Source organism: Massilia sp. LjRoot122 (assembly GCF_964252725.1).
Taxonomy (GTDB): Bacteria; Pseudomonadota; Gammaproteobacteria; order Burkholderiales; family Burkholderiaceae_D; genus Telluria.
Genome location: NZ_CAXUPB020000002.1, coordinates 1 through 15,636 on the forward strand (window position 1 = coordinate 1; position 15,636 = coordinate 15,636).

Annotated in this window: 13 protein-coding genes; 3 read left to right on the plus strand and 10 right to left on the minus strand. The window is 66.5% G+C overall.

Annotated elements, in window-relative coordinates; translation table 11 throughout:
• Positions 1 to 47: 47 nt before the first annotated feature.
• Positions 48 to 1,715 carry an energy-dependent translational throttle protein EttA gene (gene ettA / locus ACSQ25_RS23315; RefSeq protein WP_436108129.1) on the minus strand — a complete coding sequence of 556 codons (1,668 nt, stop codon included), beginning with the start codon at positions 1,713 to 1,715 and terminating at the stop codon, positions 48 to 50.
• 84 nt (positions 1,716 to 1,799) lie between these two features.
• Positions 1,800 to 2,678 (minus strand): EamA family transporter RarD, encoded by an 879-nt coding sequence (gene rarD, locus ACSQ25_RS23320; RefSeq protein ID WP_436108130.1) that lies wholly within the window; start codon positions 2,676 to 2,678, stop codon positions 1,800 to 1,802.
• A 166-nt stretch (positions 2,679 to 2,844) separates the two neighbouring features.
• Here rarD and ACSQ25_RS23325 point away from each other — a divergent pair, with 166 nt between their 5' ends.
• The 3 genes from ACSQ25_RS23325 (at position 2,845) to ACSQ25_RS23335 (ending at position 6,807) form a co-directional block, all read left to right on the plus strand.
• Entirely contained in the window at positions 2,845 to 4,722 is a 1,878-nt protein-coding gene (locus ACSQ25_RS23325; RefSeq protein ID WP_436108131.1) for a potassium transporter Kup, read from the plus strand.
• 103 nt (positions 4,723 to 4,825) lie between these two features.
• Complete coding sequence (locus tag ACSQ25_RS23330) at positions 4,826 to 5,263, plus strand: FKBP-type peptidyl-prolyl cis-trans isomerase (protein ID WP_436108132.1); 438 nt, start codon at positions 4,826 to 4,828, stop codon at positions 5,261 to 5,263.
• 440 nt (positions 5,264 to 5,703) lie between these two features.
• Entirely contained in the window at positions 5,704 to 6,807 is a 1,104-nt protein-coding gene (locus ACSQ25_RS23335; RefSeq protein ID WP_436108133.1) for a DUF3466 family protein, read from the plus strand.
• Here ACSQ25_RS23335 and ACSQ25_RS23340 read toward each other — a convergent pair.
• The 8 genes from ACSQ25_RS23340 to hemA all read right to left on the minus strand — a co-directional run bounded on the left by ACSQ25_RS23340 (position 6,804) and on the right by hemA (position 15,592).
• Positions 6,804 to 7,256 (minus strand): GNAT family N-acetyltransferase, encoded by a 453-nt coding sequence (locus ACSQ25_RS23340; protein ID WP_436108134.1) that lies wholly within the window; start codon positions 7,254 to 7,256, stop codon positions 6,804 to 6,806. The genes ACSQ25_RS23335 and ACSQ25_RS23340 overlap by 4 nt on opposite strands.
• Before the next feature lie 38 nt (positions 7,257 to 7,294).
• Complete coding sequence (locus ACSQ25_RS23345) at positions 7,295 to 8,287, minus strand: histone deacetylase family protein (RefSeq protein WP_436108135.1); 993 nt, start codon at positions 8,285 to 8,287, stop codon at positions 7,295 to 7,297.
• Positions 8,288 to 8,300: 13 nt separating this feature from the next.
• A complete protein-coding gene (gene gshA, locus ACSQ25_RS23350) occupies positions 8,301 to 9,896 on the minus strand; it encodes a glutamate--cysteine ligase (RefSeq protein WP_436108136.1) in 1,596 nt (531 codons plus the stop codon).
• Between the two features lie 79 nt (positions 9,897 to 9,975).
• Entirely contained in the window at positions 9,976 to 11,757 is a 1,782-nt protein-coding gene (locus tag ACSQ25_RS23355) for a DUF885 domain-containing protein (protein ID WP_436108137.1), read from the minus strand.
• A 58-nt stretch (positions 11,758 to 11,815) separates the two neighbouring features.
• Positions 11,816 to 12,643: a peptide chain release factor N(5)-glutamine methyltransferase gene (gene prmC / locus ACSQ25_RS23360; RefSeq protein WP_436108138.1), complete on the minus strand. Its 828-nt coding sequence runs from the start codon at positions 12,641 to 12,643 to the stop codon at positions 11,816 to 11,818.
• A complete protein-coding gene (locus ACSQ25_RS23365; protein WP_436108281.1) occupies positions 12,640 to 13,113 on the minus strand; it encodes a disulfide bond formation protein B in 474 nt (157 codons plus the stop codon). Before ACSQ25_RS23365 ends, prmC begins: the two co-directional genes overlap by 4 nt.
• A 46-nt stretch (positions 13,114 to 13,159) precedes the next feature.
• Positions 13,160 to 14,236 carry a peptide chain release factor 1 gene (gene prfA, locus ACSQ25_RS23370; RefSeq protein ID WP_436108139.1) on the minus strand — a complete coding sequence of 359 codons (1,077 nt, stop codon included), beginning with the start codon at positions 14,234 to 14,236 and terminating at the stop codon, positions 13,160 to 13,162.
• An 84-nt stretch (positions 14,237 to 14,320) separates the two neighbouring features.
• Entirely contained in the window at positions 14,321 to 15,592 is a 1,272-nt protein-coding gene (hemA, locus tag ACSQ25_RS23375; RefSeq protein ID WP_436108140.1) for a glutamyl-tRNA reductase, read from the minus strand.
• Positions 15,593 to 15,636: the final 44 nt, after the last annotated feature.

Genomic DNA, 15,636 nt, shown 5'->3' on the forward strand with positions numbered 1-15,636 from the left:
CGCATGAGCGGGGTTTTCATTTATGAAACAAACACTTACTGATGAGCTCAGGTCGTCAGCGGCTTGTAGCGGATACGCTTCGGCTTGGCACCTTCTTCGCCCAGGCGCTTCTTCTTGTCGGCTTCGTATTCCTGGTAGTTACCGTCGAAGAAGGTAACCTGCGAATTGCCTTCGAAGGCCAGGATGTGGGTCGCGATGCGGTCCAGGAACCAGCGATCGTGCGAGATCACCATCACGCTGCCGGCGAACTCGAGCAGGGCGTCTTCCAGTGCGCGCAGGGTTTCCACGTCGAGGTCGTTCGACGGTTCGTCCAGCAGCAGCACGTTGCCGCCCTGCAGCAGGGTCTTGGCCAGGTGCAGTCGGCCGCGTTCACCGCCCGACAGGTTGCCGACCACCTTTTGCTGGTCCGAGCCCTTGAAGTTGAAGCGGCCGAGGTAGGCGCGCGACGGCATTTCGAAGCGGCCCACGGACAGCATGTCGGCGCCGCCGGTGACGTCTTCGAACACGGTCTTGTTGTTGGCCAGTTCGTCGCGGTGCTGGTCGACCAGCGAGACCTTGGCGGTCTTGCCGATCACGACTTCGCCGCTGTCCGGCTGCTCTTTGCCGGCGATCATCTTGAACAGGGTCGACTTACCGGCGCCGTTCGGGCCGATGATGCCGACGATCGCGCCCGGCGGCACGGTGAAGGACAGGTTGTCGATCAGCAGGCGGTCGCCGAATGCCTTCGAGACGTTCTTGAACTCGATGACTTCATTGCCCAGGCGCTCGGCCACGGGGATGAAGATCTCCTGGGTCTCGTTGCGCTTCTGGTATTCGTATTCGCTCAGCTCGTTGAAGCGGGCCAGGCGGGCCTTCGACTTGGCCTGGCGTGCCTTCGGGTTCTGGCGCGACCATTCGAGTTCCTTCTGCAAGGCCTTCTGGCGTGCCGATTCGGTCGCTTCTTCCTGCTTCAGGCGGGCCTGCTTCTGGTCCAGCCAGGACGAGTAATTACCCTTCCATGGGATGCCCGAACCGCGGTCCAGTTCCAGGATCCACTCGGCGGCATTGTCGAGGAAGTAGCGGTCGTGGGTGATGCCCACCACGGTGCCCGGGAAGCGCAGCAGGAATTGCTCCAGCCACTCGACCGATTCGGCGTCCAGGTGGTTGGTCGGTTCGTCGAGCAGCAGCATGTCCGGCTTGGACAGCAGCAGCTTGCACAGCGCCACGCGGCGCTTTTCACCGCCCGACAGCACGCTGATCTTCTGGTCCCACGGCGGCAGGCGCAGCGCGTCGGCGGCCATTTCCATCTGCAGGTTCAGGTTGCCGCCGTCGGCTGCGGCGATGATCGATTCCAGGCGCTCCTGCTCCTTGGCGAGGGCGTCGAAGTCCGCGTCTTCTTCCGCATAGGCGGCGTACACGGCTTCCAGCTTGGCCTGGGCTTCGAAGGCTTCGCCCAGGCCCGATTCCACTTCCTGGCGCACGGTCTTTTCCGGATCGAGCTGCGGTTCCTGCGGCAGGTAGCCGATGTTCAGGCCCGGCATCGGGCGCGCTTCGCCCTGGATGTCGGTGTCGATGCCGGCCATGATCTTCAGCAGGGTCGACTTGCCCGAGCCGTTCAGGCCCAGCACGCCGATCTTCGCACCCGGGAAGAAGGACAGGGAAATATCTTTCAGGATTTGGCGTTTCGGTGGGACGATTTTGCCCACGCGGTTCATGGTATAGACGTAATTGGCCATGCTTTGACTCTGGTGTTGTTTAAGGTGCACAGGATACGACAGAACCCGCGCCGGACACGAGCTTTTTGCGTCCGGGCGGAGAAATCAGGCGGTCTTCGATGATCGGCTGCGCCACAGGCCTTCGCCGCCGAACAGCGCCAGCGCGGCCCAGATCATCAGGAAGCCGACCAGGCGGTCGCTGCTGAAGGCTTCGTGGAACAGCCACACGCCCAGCATGAACTGGATGGTCGGCGACAGGTACTGCAGCAGGCCCAGGATCGACAAGGGGATCTTGCGCGCGCCGGCGGCGAACAGCAGCAGCGGGATCGCCGTGATCGGCCCCGCCATGATCAAGAGGATGCGGGTGGAGTCCAGCGGCGCATTCAGGAAGGCGTTATCGCCGTTCATGCTCAGCCAGCCGACATAGGCGGCCGCGAACGGGAACAGCACCATGGTCTCGAAGGACAGGCCTTCCAGCGCGCCGAGCGCCGCGGTCTTGCGCAGCAGGCCGTAGCCGCCGAAGGAGGCCGCCAGGAACAGGGCGATCCAGGGCACCGTGCCCGACTGCCAGGTCAGCCAGCCGACGCCCAGCGCCGCGATCGCGATCGCGCCCCATTGCGCCGGGCGCATGCGTTCCTTCAGCAGCAGGTAGCCGAACATGATGTTCACCAGCGGATTGATGAAGTAGCCGAGGCTCGCTTCGATCACGTGGCCGTTCTTGACCGCCCAGATGTAGACCAGCCAGTTGGCCGATAGCAGGAGGGCGGACGCGACGAAGCTCCAGAAGACGCGCGGCTGGCGCACGATCGCGAGCCATTTCCACTGGCGGCGGAAGCCCAGCACCAGCAGAAGAAAAGCGAGCGACCACAGTACCCGATGCGCCAGGATCTGCATCGGCGGCACGTCGCCGAGCGCGTGGAAATAAATAGGGAACAGGCCCCAGCACAGGAAGGCGAGGGCGGCGGACAGGATACCGGAGCGCATGGGAAGAGGAGGGCGATTGCTGGGGTCACATTATCCCTGATGCGCAATATCTCTGCAGGTGAAGGCCACGTTTTGGCCGGTATATCATTCAAGACGAAATCTTCTTGCAATTTTCTTGTCGTTATTTTATGGTGCGCTGCACCAAGAACAGAACAATGGTGCAACCTTGAGTACCGAAAACAAGAAGAGCAGCGTTGCGGCGCTGACGCTGGCCGCCGTCGGCATCGTCTACGGCGATATCGGCACCAGCCCCCTCTACACCCTGCGTGCGATCTTCGACGAAGAACACGGCCTCCCCCTCACCACCCCCAACATCCTCGGCATCATTTCCCTGATTTTCTGGAGCCTGACGATCATCGTCTCGCTCAAGTACGTCACGCTGGTGCTGCGCGCCGACAACCGCGGCGAAGGCGGGATCATGGCCCTGATGGCGCTGGCCACCAATTCGGTGTCGAAGGCCTCGCGCTGGTATTTCCCGCTGCTCGTCATCGGCGTGCTGGGCGCCACCATGTTCTATGGCGACAGCGTGATCACGCCGGCGATCTCGGTGCTGGGTGCGATCGAAGGCCTGGAAGTAGCGGCGCCGGGCATGTCGCACTACGTGGTACCGCTCGCCGTGGTCGTGCTGGTGGGCCTGTACAGCGTGCAGCGCCACGGCACCGCCGGCATCGGCCGCTTCTTCGGGCCGGTCATGCTGGTCTGGTTCATCACGCTGGCCGTGATGGGCGTCATCAACATCATTGCAGCCCCGGTCATCCTGGAAGCGCTCAATCCCTGGCATGCGCTGCGCTTCATGCTCGATAACAAATTCCTGGCCTTCGTCGCGCTGGGCGCCGTGGTGTTGGCGATCACCGGGGCCGAGGCGCTGTACGCCGACATGGGCCACTTCGGGCGCAAGCCGATCCGCCTGGCCTGGTTCGCGATCGCCTTCCCGGCGCTGGTGCTGAACTACCTCGGCCAGGGCGGCCTCCTGATCACCGACCCGACCGCGGTCGAGAACCCCTTCTTCCACCAGCTCGGCACCTGGAGCGTGATCCCGCTGGTGATCCTGTCGACCATGGCGGCCGTGATCGCGTCGCAGGCGACCATTTCCGGTACCTATTCGATGACCAAGCAGGCGATCGCGCTCGGCCTGCTGCCGCGCATGCGCATCCTGCACACCTCGGAAAGCGAGATCGGCCAGATCTACATCCCGGCCGTCAACTGGGCGCAGCTGGCGATCGTGCTGATCGCGGTGATCGGTTTCGGTTCCTCGGACGAGCTGGCCGGCGCCTACGGCATCGCGGTGACCGCGACCATGATGGCGACCACCATCCTGACCTTCTTCGTCACCCGCTACCGCTGGCGCCTGCCGCTGGCGGTATGCCTGCTGGCGACCGGCTTCTTCCTGGTGATCGACATCCTGCTGTTCGCGTCGACCTCGCTCAAGCTGTTCCACGGCGGCTGGTTCCCGCTGCTGCTCGGCACGATCCTGCTGACCCTGATGCTGACCTGGAAGCGCGGCCGCGAACTGGTGTTCGAGAACCTGGAAAAGCACGCGATCCCGCTGGAAGCCTTCATGGAATCGCTGTTCGTGGCGCCGCCCGCGCGCGTGCCCGGTACCGCGCTGTTCCTGCGCGGCGAAAGCGACGGCGTGCCGCACGCCCTGCTGCACAACCTCTCGCATAACAAGGTCTTGCATGAACGCGTCGTGTTCCTGACGGTGTCCATGCTCGAGGAGCCCTGGGTGCCGCTGGAACAGCAGGTCGACGTAGTGGAACTCGGCCACAACTGCTTCCAGCTCAACGTCCGCTACGGTTTCAAGGACGAGCCGGACATTCCGGGCATCCTGCGCCAATGCGCCGGGCTGGGCTTGAGCTTCGAGATGATGGAGACCTCGTTCTTCATCGCGCGCCAGACCGTGATCTCGACCCCGGGCCGCGGCATGGCGCCATGGCGCGAGCACCTGTTCGCGATGTTGTCGCGCAACGCCCGCGCCGCCGCGGACTATTACCAGATCCCGCCGAACCGCGTGATCGAGCTGGGTACGCAGGTGGAAATTTAGTGAATTACAGAAAAATACAAAGGGTCGACACACGGTGACGAACGGATGAGCTAAGGTGCGGTGTTTCGCTTTATTTATTCCGCATCTCCCTTAAGGACCATCCATGAAGCTGAAGTTCCCCCTGATCGCCGCCTTCGTCGCCATCCTCAGCCTGACCGCCTGCGGCGGTGGCGGCGGCGATTCCAGCGCCCCCATCGTGAACCCGAACAACCCGACCGCGCTGGTCAAGAAGGACGACGTGCTCGGCACCGGCGCCGAAGCCGTCAGCGGCAAGACCGCCACCGTGACCTACACCCTGTGGCTGTACAACGCCACGACGGCCGACCACAAGGGCACCCGCCTGGAGTCGAATTCCTTCTCGTTCAAGCTGGGCACCAATGCCGTGATCCCGGGCTTCGAGCAGGGCGTGACCGGCATGAAGGTGGGCGGCAAGCGCACCATCGAAGTGCCGGCCAGCCTGGGCTACGGCGCCGGCGGCTCCAACGGTATTCCGGGCAACAATGGCCTGGTCTTCGAAATCACCCTGACCAAGGTGGAGTAACACTGCAAGCCGAGAGAGACCCGGGCGCCGCCCGGGTTTTTTTTTGCGCGCACGCCTGCGCTGGCGCACAGGCCGGGCCCGCCGCATGCCCGATGCTGCTGTTCCCGATGCCCCTGCCGGTGCGCCATGCGTTTCCTTCCTGTTCTGCCACTCTTCCTTGCCGTCCCGTCCGTTTCTGCGACTGTGGCGCCCGCGGCCTGCCTGCCGCTTCAGGCCGTACAAGCCGAGCCGGACGGCTGGTTGTTGCTCGCGGCACTGATCGTGTGCACGGCCGGCCGGCTGGCGACGCAGCCGCGCCGATGAGTACAGGGAGGCGCGGTCGGCGTCGGCCCTTCCCGTTCACACATCAAACGACGAACTTTGTGCCCGCCTGAGCTAGCGCAGAGCGCCCTTTCATGACCGCCGCATGCTTGTTATTCGAATAACGCTAAGGGGCGGTCATGATGTCAGGAAAAATCACGCTTGGATGCCTGCTGGCGCTGCTGGCTTGCCCGGTCATGGCAGTCGCGGAACCGATCTATGCAATCTCGTTCCTGCCAGCCGGCTTCGATGCCAGGGCCATGAACGGTGCAGGCCGTATCGTCGGCAATACCAGCGCGGGGGTGAGCATCTGGGATGGCGCTTCGCTCACCGATCTCGGACTCGGTGCGGGCAGCTACGGCTTTGCGATCAACGGCCGTGGGGACGTGGCCGGTGCCCTGAACGGGGAAAACGGCCAGCCCTTCCTGTATACCTCCGGCACGCTGCGTCACGCCGGACCGGTGCTCGGAGAATTCCAGACCGGGCGTGCGAATGGCCTGAACGACCTGGGCCAGGTGGCCGGCGAATACGCCACCTGGGGCGGCGACCAGCATGCCTGGGTGGACGCCAACGGCAGCGTACGCATGCTCGGCACCCTGCAGGGCTGGGAAATCTGGTCCGTCGCCACGGCCATCAACAGGCATGGACAGGTCGTGGGCAGCTCGACCTACGAGGGCGCCGATTCGCCCTGGAGCGGGCATGCTTTCCTGTACCAGGACGGAAGCATGCACGACCTGGGCAGCCTCGGAGGCTGGGACAGCTTCGCCAACGACATCAACGATGCCGGTCAGGTCGTCGGCTGGAGTACCGACGCGGCTGACGCCAGGCTGCCGTTCATCTACACCGACGGCAGCATGCGTCAACTCGGCGACATCGCATCGGGCGAGGCGAAAGCCATCAACAATGCCGGGATGGTGGTCGGCTGGGCGCAATATGCTGGGAGCGAGGAGATGGATGCGTTTCTCTACGCCGGCGGCGCGATGAGCAAGCTGAACGGGCTGATCCAGGACGCGAACGGCTGGACAATCGTGGAAGCCTACGACATCAACGACGCGCAACAGATCCTCGGCAAGGCCTGCCGGGGGGACGAATGCCTCTCGGTGCGGCTGGACCTGGTCTCCGCGGTACCCGAGCCGGGCAGCTATGCGCTGCTGGCGGCCGGGCTGGTCCTGCTGGCGGGGTGGCGCAAGCCGGGCAAGCGCGAAAGCCTCGGCTTCTCGCAGGCTTGTCCCACAGCGCGCTAGCGCAGCATATCGATGTGCATGATGCCGTCTTCGTCATACGGCGCGGAGACGGTGTCGAAGCCGAAGCCGGCGTAGAACTTCTCGAGGTACTGCTGGGCGCCGATGCGGATGCGGTGGCCCGGGTACAGGCTTTCGGCACAGGCGATGCCGCGTTCCAGCAGGGCGCGTCCGGCTCCGGTGCCGCGCGCGGCTTGCGTGGTGATGACGCGGCCGAGCGACATCTCCTCGTACTTCACGCCGGGGCCGAGCACGCGCAGGTAGGCGGCCAGCCGGCGCTCGCCGTCGACCGTGCGCCAGCCGAGCAGGTGGTGCGCCACCGGGTCGAGGCCGTCGATGTCGGGATAGAGGCAGGTCTGTTCGAGGATGAAGACGTCCTGGCGCTGGCGCAGTACTTCGTACAGGTCGGCGGGGGAAAGGTCGTTGAAATGGGAGAACTGCCAGTCGATCATGGTGGGTGCGTGGTGTTGAGCAGGTAGGAATGCCGCGCTCAGGCGGCGGTTTCGAAGCCTTCGAGGACGTTGACGGTGTCAACACCGGAGGCGCTTGCCTGCAAGTCCTCGAACATGAAGGTGGTGGGCAGCTCCAGGTGGGCGATGCGTTCGCCAATGCGCAGGAAGTCGCCGCCCTGCAGGCCGAAGCCTGCACCGAGGCCGCCGCCAAGCGATACCACCAGCGCCTCCGGGCGGAACATGGCCAGCTTGACGCAGGCCGTTTCCAGCGCGGCGAACCACTGCGCGCCGCTGCTGCCCGCGTCCAGCGGCAGGTTCATCGTATAGCCGAGCCCCGCGCCGGCGCCGGTTTCGTCGGCATGGCCGGCGTAGAACGGATAGGCGGCGCGCGGATCGAGGTGGAGCGAGACGAACAGCACGTCGCTGCGGCCGTAGAAGATCTGCTGGGTGCCGTGGCCGTGGTGCAGGCCGATGTCGAGGATGGCAACGCGCTGCAGGCCGTCGTCACGCAGGTGCTGGGCCGCCAGCGCCGCATTGTTCAGGAAGCCGCCGCCGCCGCACCAGTCGGCGCCCGCATGGTGGCCGGGCGGACTGGTGAGGGCGAAGCTGCCGCGTTCGCCCACGCGCAGCGCGTGCGCGGCATTGACCGCGCAGTCGGCGCCGGTCTTGGCCGCGGTCCAGGTGCCGCTGGTCACCGGTGTGCGCGCGTCGGAAACGAACAGTCCTGCACGCGCATGAACATCGAGCGGCTCGATATCGTCGCGCATGCCGCGCGCCGGCCAGGTAGTGGGCAAGAGCTCGCGCCTGGCGTTGGCCGGATCGATCGCGACCCACTCGCTCCATGCGGTGCGCAGGAAGTGCAGGTAGCGCGGCGTGTGCACGCGTTCGAGCGACACCAGGGGCACGCCGTGCGGGGTCACGATGCGCCCCAGGCCGCGCCGTTCCAGCTCCGCCAGCACGGAGGCTAGCGCCCCCGGCGCAGGCCGGCTGCCCATTCCGTGGGCATGGTGTTCGTTATAAAAAGTGAGCACCCCGCCCTCGCGGCTAGTGGTTGCCGCACAGGGTACTGCTGTTGTAGGCCGCCACGAAGTCATCGAAGCTGCCGCTGTCCGCCGTCTCGATCGCGGCCTGGTCGGCCAGCGATTTCTCGGCCATCTCGTCGAACAGCGCTTCCTCGGCCGGCATCAGGGGGCTGTCGCGGAAGCTGGCGGCGTGCAGTTCGCTCTGGCGCAGGCCGAAGGCCTTGGCCGAACCGAGGCTGCGGATCTCTTCCAGCACGCGCGCCGACGGGGTCAGCGCCGGGTTGATGATCTTGGCCTTCTGCAGGTTGAGCGAGGACTCGTGCACGTTGCCCTCATTGTGCTGGTCGTCCAGCAGCTGCGCCACCGGGCGGATGCGCTCGACCAGCTCCAGCGCCCATTCCTTGAGCGGGACCTCGAGGCCGTCGCGGGTGAGCGTCAGGGCGGGATCGCGGCCTTCCTTCACGGTGCGGGCGAAGTTGCGCGCATGGACCTGGCCTTCGTGGGCGCTGATCAGGGGGCTCTCTTCGAAGGCGCAGAACAGCAGGAAGGCGTCGAGGAAGCGGCCGGTTTCCAGGCTGATGCCGACCGGCTCGAAGGGGTCGACGTCGAGGCAGCGCACCTCGATGTACTGCACGCCGCGGTTGCACAGCGCCTGCACCGGACGCTCGCCGGTGCGGATCACGCGCTTCGGACGGATCGTCGAGTAGTACTCGTTCTCGATCTGCAGCACATTGGTCGACAGCTGGATCCACTCGCCGTCCTTCTTGGTGCCGATCTCCGCATAGGGCTCGTAGGGCGTGTTCACCGCGCACATCAGGCTGGTGACATAGCTTTCCAGGCTGTTCTCGTGCGGGCGCAGGCCGGCCTGGGCGTCGTTCTGGTAACCGAGGTCGCTCATGCGCAGGCTGGTCGCGTAGGGCAGGTAGAGCGTGTCGCTTGATAAGGTTTCCAGCTTGTGCGGACGGCCGCGCAGGAAGCTGGTGGTCAGGGCCGGGGTGGCGCCGAACAGGTACATCAGCAGCCAGCTGTAGCGGCGGAAGTTGCGGATCGTCGCGATATAGCTCTCGGACTGGAAGTCGCGCAGCGCATGGCGGCGCTCCTCGGCAATGCCTTCGCTGGCGGCGACCAGGGTCCACAGCTTTTCCGGCAGCGAGTAGTTGTAATGGATGCCGGAGATGCACTGCATCGCCTTCCCGTAGCGCAGCGCCAGGCCGCGCCGGTAGACGTGCTTGAGCATGCCCAGGTTGGACTTGCCGTACCAGGCGATCTCGATCTCTTCCTCGGACGGCAGTTCGCCCGGCATCGACACGCTCCACAGCATCTCCTTGTCCAGGCGCGCATGGGCGAAGCGGTGGATGGCGTCGAGGTGGTTCAGTACGACCGAGATGTCGTGCTCGGCCGGCGTGATGAACTCCAGCAGGGCTTCCGCGTAGTCGGTGGTGATCTGCGGATGGGTCAGTGCCGAACCGAGCTGGATCGGGTGCGGGGTACGCGCCAGGTGGCCGTGCCGGTCCACGCGCAGGGTTTCGCGTTCGATGCCGCGCAGGCCCTGGCCCAGCAGGGCGCGGTGGTCGTCATCATCGAGCAGGGCAAGGCGGCGCTGTAGTTGGTTCGACACGGGGGTTTCCTTTCTTATACTGCCAATGCGGATTGGAGCAGAGATTAACCGAAAAACGCGCAGTGCGTCGGCGACTGCCTCATTCCTTCCGGGAGCCCGCGGCGGCAACGGCGGGAGCCGGTTTCGCTGCCTCTTTTTCGCTCAGGATCCAGCGCTCGACCTGGCGCTGGAGTTCGTCCAGCGGCAAGGCGCCGCCGGCCAGCACCGCATCGTGGAAACGCCGCAGGTCGAAGCGCCGGCCCAGCACCGCGCCGGCCCGCTCGCGCAGCGCGGCAATGCGCAGCTGGCCGATCTTGTAGCCGAGCGCCTGCGCCGGCTGGGCGATATACCGGTCGACTTCCGCCTCGTTGTCCTGCGGGGGATTGGCGGTATGGGTGTTCAGGTAATCGATCGCCTGCTTGCGCGACCAGCCCAGTGCATGGATGCCGGTGTCCACCACCAGCCGCGCCGCGCGCAGCATCTCTTCGTTCAGGTGGCCGAAGCGCGAGAACGGGTCGTCGAAAAAGCCCAGTTCGGGACCGAGGCTTTCGGCATAGGTGGCCCAGCCTTCGCCGAAGGCTTCGTACCAGCCATGGCGCCGGAAGGCGGGCAGCCCCAGCGCCTGGGCGCGCGCCACCTGCAGGTGGTGGCCCGGTACGGCTTCGTGCAGGGCCACGCTGTCGACCTGCCAGACCGGCCGCGTGCCCGGCTGCGACACGTTCACCACCAGCGCGGCGCTGCGGCTGTCGCTGCCTGCCTCGTAATAGGCGAGCGGCTGGCCGGGACCATCCTGGGACATCGGCTTGACCGCGATGTCCGCCTCCGGGACCGTCGCCACGACCTTCGGCAGCCTGGCGCGCGCACGCGTCACGGCCTTGCGGTAGCGGGCCAGCAGGGTTTCCTGGTTCGGGAAGAACAGGCGCCGGTCGCTGCGCGCAAACACCAGGAACTGCTCCAGGCTGCCGCGGAAACCGGTACGCGGCACCAGCGCCGCCATCGAGGCGCGCAGGCGCGTGACTTCGCGCAGGCCGATGGCATGTACCTGGGCCGGCGTCAGGCGCGTGGTGGTCGCGTTGCGCACCACAAAGGCATACCAATCGGCGCCGCCGGGCAGGCTGGAAGCGCCGATGGTCTCGCGCGCCGCCGGCAGGTAGTCGTTGCGGATGAACTCTTCCAGGCGGTGCAGGGCCTGGGCGGCATCGGCGAGCGCCGAGATGCCGTCCACCAGCAGTTTTTCGCGCGCCTCCGGCTCGATGCTGGCCGGGATGCGCAGGAAGGGTGCGAACAGGGGGCCGGCGGCGATGTCCTCGTGCAGCGCATGCAGGGCCGGCGGCACCGGCGCCATCGCCGTTTTCGGCACGGTCCATCCGGCGGCCATGCCGGCGCGCAGCTGCTCGACCAGGCCATCCACATGGGCGGGCAGGGCGCCGAGGCGGGACAGGTAGTTGCGGTAGTCGGCTTCGTTCGTGAACGGCATTGCCGCCACCAGCCGCGGCAGGCGGACGTGCAGGCCGTCCGCGCTGCTGAGCGGCTGCGGATCGAAGGGGGTAAAAGCGTTCAGCGCAAGGGCACGTTCGCGCTGGGCGATGAACAGGTCGTAGGACAGCAGGTCCTGGCCCGCGAGTTCCGCGCGCTCGAGCTGGCGCGCTTCCTGCAGGACCTCGCGCGTGTGTTCGATGGCGGCGGCGCGCGCGTCCAGGCTGGTATCGGAAAGGAAGGCGTCGTAGCGGTGCTCGCCGATGGCGGTCGCGTACTCGGGCTGCTGGCGCAGCTGCCACTGCCATTCGCGCTCGAACAGGCGGCGCGCGTCCTCCGCCGTCGTGTCGGCGGCGCCGCAGACGAAGGGAGCGAGCAGGACGATCGAGGCGAAGAATTTGCGCATACCGGGCCCTGAAAGTGGGCTGGTCATTTTAACAAGGCTGTTTTCGGCGGTGCGCCCGTCAGAAAATGCGGCCGCCGCTGACGCGTTCGATGCCGGACAGGTCGCGCCAGCTCTGCACCTCGCCGAAGCCGCGCGCCGCCAGCAGCGCACGCACGGCCGCAGACTGGTCGTAGCCATGCTCGAGCAGCAGCCAGCCGCCGGGCGCCAGGTGGGTAGGGGCCCCCGCGATAATGCTGCGCAGGGCCGACAGCCCGTCGGCATGGTCGGTCAGGGCGCCGGGTGGCTCGAAGCGCAGGTCGCCCTGCGACAGGTGCTCGTCGCCCGCCGCGATGTAGGGCGGGTTCGAGGCGATGATATCGAAACGCTCCTCACCCACGGCCGCGAACCAGTCGCTGCGCAGGAAGCGCACGGTCGCCCCGTTGGCGGCGGCATTGGCACGCGCGATGACCAGCGCCGCGTCGCTGAGGTCGAGCGCGGTCACGTCGGCGTCCTTGCGGGTGTGGGCACAGGCCACGGCGATGGCGCCGCTGCCGGTACCCATGTCGAGCAGGCGCCCACCCTGCGGCAGGCGCTCCAGCGCCAGCTCGACGATCAGTTCGGTGTCGGGGCGGGGAATCAGCACGCCGGGGCCGACCTTGAAGGGCAGGCCGAAGAATTCGCGTTCGCCCACGATGTAGGCGATCGGTTCGCCGTCCAGGCGGCGCTGCACCAGGGCGCCGAGGCGCGCGGCTTCGTCGGCGCTGAGGGCGCGTTCGGACTGGGTGATCAGGGCCACGCGCGGCAGGCCCAGCGCATGGCACAGCAGGATACGGTTTTCCAGCGGGTCGAGCGGCAGCGCTGCCTGGAGCTGCCGGATGGTCGCTCCGGCCTGCAAGGCTGGCGTCATGCGCGCTTGTTACGCAGCAGGACGAAGGCCAGCAGCGCGGTCAGCACCACGAACCAGACCGCCGACCACTGCGGGATCGCGAGGCCCAGCAGCGAATCGGTGGCGCCTTCGCACAGGCCGTCGGCGCGGAACAGCCAGGGCAGGTATTCGGCGGTCGGGATCTTGTTGAGGAAGGTCTCCATCGGGTCGATGCCGCAGCTGAAGCCCGGATTGGCGATCACGTACAGGTGCTTGCCGACCGCGTACAGGCCGCCGAAGGCCGCCAGCAGGGCCAGTATGCTGCCTTCGCGGACCTTGCCGCTGATGGCCGCCACCAGGGTCGCCACGCCGATCGCCAGGAACATGTAGCGCTGGATCACGCACAGCGGGCAGGGCAGCATCTCCTGGATGTGCTGCAGGTAGAGGGCGACGCCGATCAGCGCGAAGCAGATCGACGAGATGGCGAACAGGATCTGGCGGTTGGAAGGCAGCATGGGTGCTTACTTGTAGGGGTTGTTCGGACGGGGCATTCTCGCATCAATCACCCAAGGCCGCCAGCAGCTCCGCCTGGTGCTCGGCCGCCAGCGCATTGGTCAGGTCAAGCAGGTCGCCGTCCATGATGAAGTCCAGCTTGTACAAGGTCAGGTTGATGCGGTGGTCGGTCAGGCGGCCCTGCGGGAAGTTATAGGTGCGGATCCGCTCGCTGCGGTCGCCCGAGCCGATCAGGCTCTTGCGGGTGGCCGCCTCTTTCGACTGCTGCTCGCGCAGTTGCACGTCCTTGATGCGCGCCGCCAGCACCTTCAGCGCCTGGGCCTTGTTCTTGTGCTGGCTGCGGTCGTCCTGGCATTCCACCACGATCCCGGTCGGCAGGTGGGTGATGCGCACCGCCGAATCGGTCTTGTTGATGTGCTGCCCGCCGGCGCCGGAAGCGCGGTAGGTGTCGATGCGCAGGTCGGCCGGGTTGATGTTGACGTCCTCGACCTCGTCGGCTTCCGGCATCACGGCCACGGTGCAGGCCGAGGTGTGGATGCGGCCTTGCGTCTCGGTGGCGGGAACGCGCTGCACGCGGTGGCCGCCCGATTCGAATTTCAGTTTCGAGTACACGCCGTTGCCGATGATGCGCACGATGACTTCGCGGTAGCCGCCCAGGTCGGACACCGATTCCGACACCACCTCGACCTGCCAGCGGTTGCGCTCCGCGAAGCGGGTGTACATGCGCAGCAGGTCGCCGGCGAACAGGGCCGACTCGTCGCCGCCGGTGCCGGCGCGGATCTCGAGGAAGATGTTGCGCTCGTCGTTGACGTCCTTCGGCAGCAGCATTTTCTGCAGCTCGAGATCCAGCGCGGCCAGGCGGCCCTTTGCTTCTTCGATCTCTTCCTGGGCGAAGTCCTTCATCTCCGGATCCTGCGCCATCTCCTGGGCCGCCGCGATGTCGTCCTGGGCCGCGCCGTACTGACGGTACAGGGCGACCAGCGGCGACAGCTCGGCATGCTCGCGGGTCATCTTGCGGTAGCTGTCCATGTTGGCGGTGGCGCCTTCGGACATGAGCAGTTCGTCCAGTTCGACGAGTCGGTTGGCCAGTTGGTCCAGCTTGGCCAGCATCGATGGTTTCATAGGCGTGTTCGGTAAGGGGTTCGGAAAGCCGCAGGGGACGGCCGGATGCGTCCGTGCAGGGACGCGGGCAAACGGGGAAGGCCGCTAACGGCGGCTGCGGAACAGCTGGGGCAACAGGCTGGCGAGGCGGGCGCGCTCGTCGCCCTGGGCATGGTGCAGCGCCTGCTGCGGACCGTGCAGGAACTTGGCGGTGAGGCCTCGCGACAGCGCCTCGAGCACGGCTTCGGGGTCGTCGCCGCGCGCCAGGAGCTTACGGGCGCGTTCGAGTTCGGCCAGGCGCAGGGCCTCGCTCGACTCGTGCAGGTCGCGGATCACCGGCACCATGGCGCGGTCGCCGACCCAGTGCATGAAGGATTGCACGCGCGTCTCGATGATGGCTTCGGCCTGGGCGACAGCGGCCTGGCGGCTCTCGATGCCGGTCTGGACCACCTGGGCGAGGTCGTCGACGGTGTACAGGAAGACGTCGTCCAGGCGCGCGACTTCGGGCTCGATATCGCGCGGCACGGCCAGGTCGGCCATGAACACCGGGCGGTGGCGGCGCGCCTTGATTGCGCGCTCGACCATGCCCAGGCCGATCAGCGGCAGGGTCGAGGCGGTGCACGAGATCACGATGTCGAAATGCTGCAGGCGCTCGGGCAGGTCGGCCAGGCGAATCGCCTCGCCGTTGTAGCGGGTGGCCAGGGCCTGGCCGCGCTCCATCGTGCGGTTGGCGATGGTGACGGACTTCGGGTTCTGGGCCGCGAAGTGGGCCGCGCACAGCTCGATCATCTCGCCGGCGCCGATGAACAGCACGTGCTGGTCGGCGATGCGGTCGAAGATGCGCTGCGACAGGCGGACCGCGGCGGCTGCCATGGAGACGCTGTGGGCGCCGATTTCGGTGGTAGTGCGTACTTCCTTCGCGACCGCGAAGCTGCGCTGGAACAACTGGTGCAGGTAGGTGCCCAGGCCGCCGGCTTCCTCGGCGGTGCGCACCGCATCCTTCATCTGGCCGAGGATCTGCGGCTCGCCCAGCACCATCGAATCGAGCCCGGAAGCGACCCGGAAGGCATGGCGCACCGCGCTGTCCTGCGGCAGCATATAAAGATGGGGGCGCAGCTCGGCGAAATTCAGGGCGTGGTAGTGGGCCAGGAACTGGGCCGAGGCATCGAGCGGGTTGGCGATGTCGCTGGCCGCGTACATCTCGGTGCGGTTGCAGGTCGACAGGATCGCAGCCTCATCGCCACCAGCGCCCTGGCGCGCGAACCAGCCACGCGCCGCCTGTACCGCCTTGCCGAGCTGGTCAGGCGCGAGCGCCAGCTGCTCGCGCAGCGAGACCGGTGCGGTCGTGTGGTTCAGGCCAACGGCAAGCAGTTGCATGGTGGGACAGGGTCGACAGGGTTGCGCCCATTATACCCTTACGC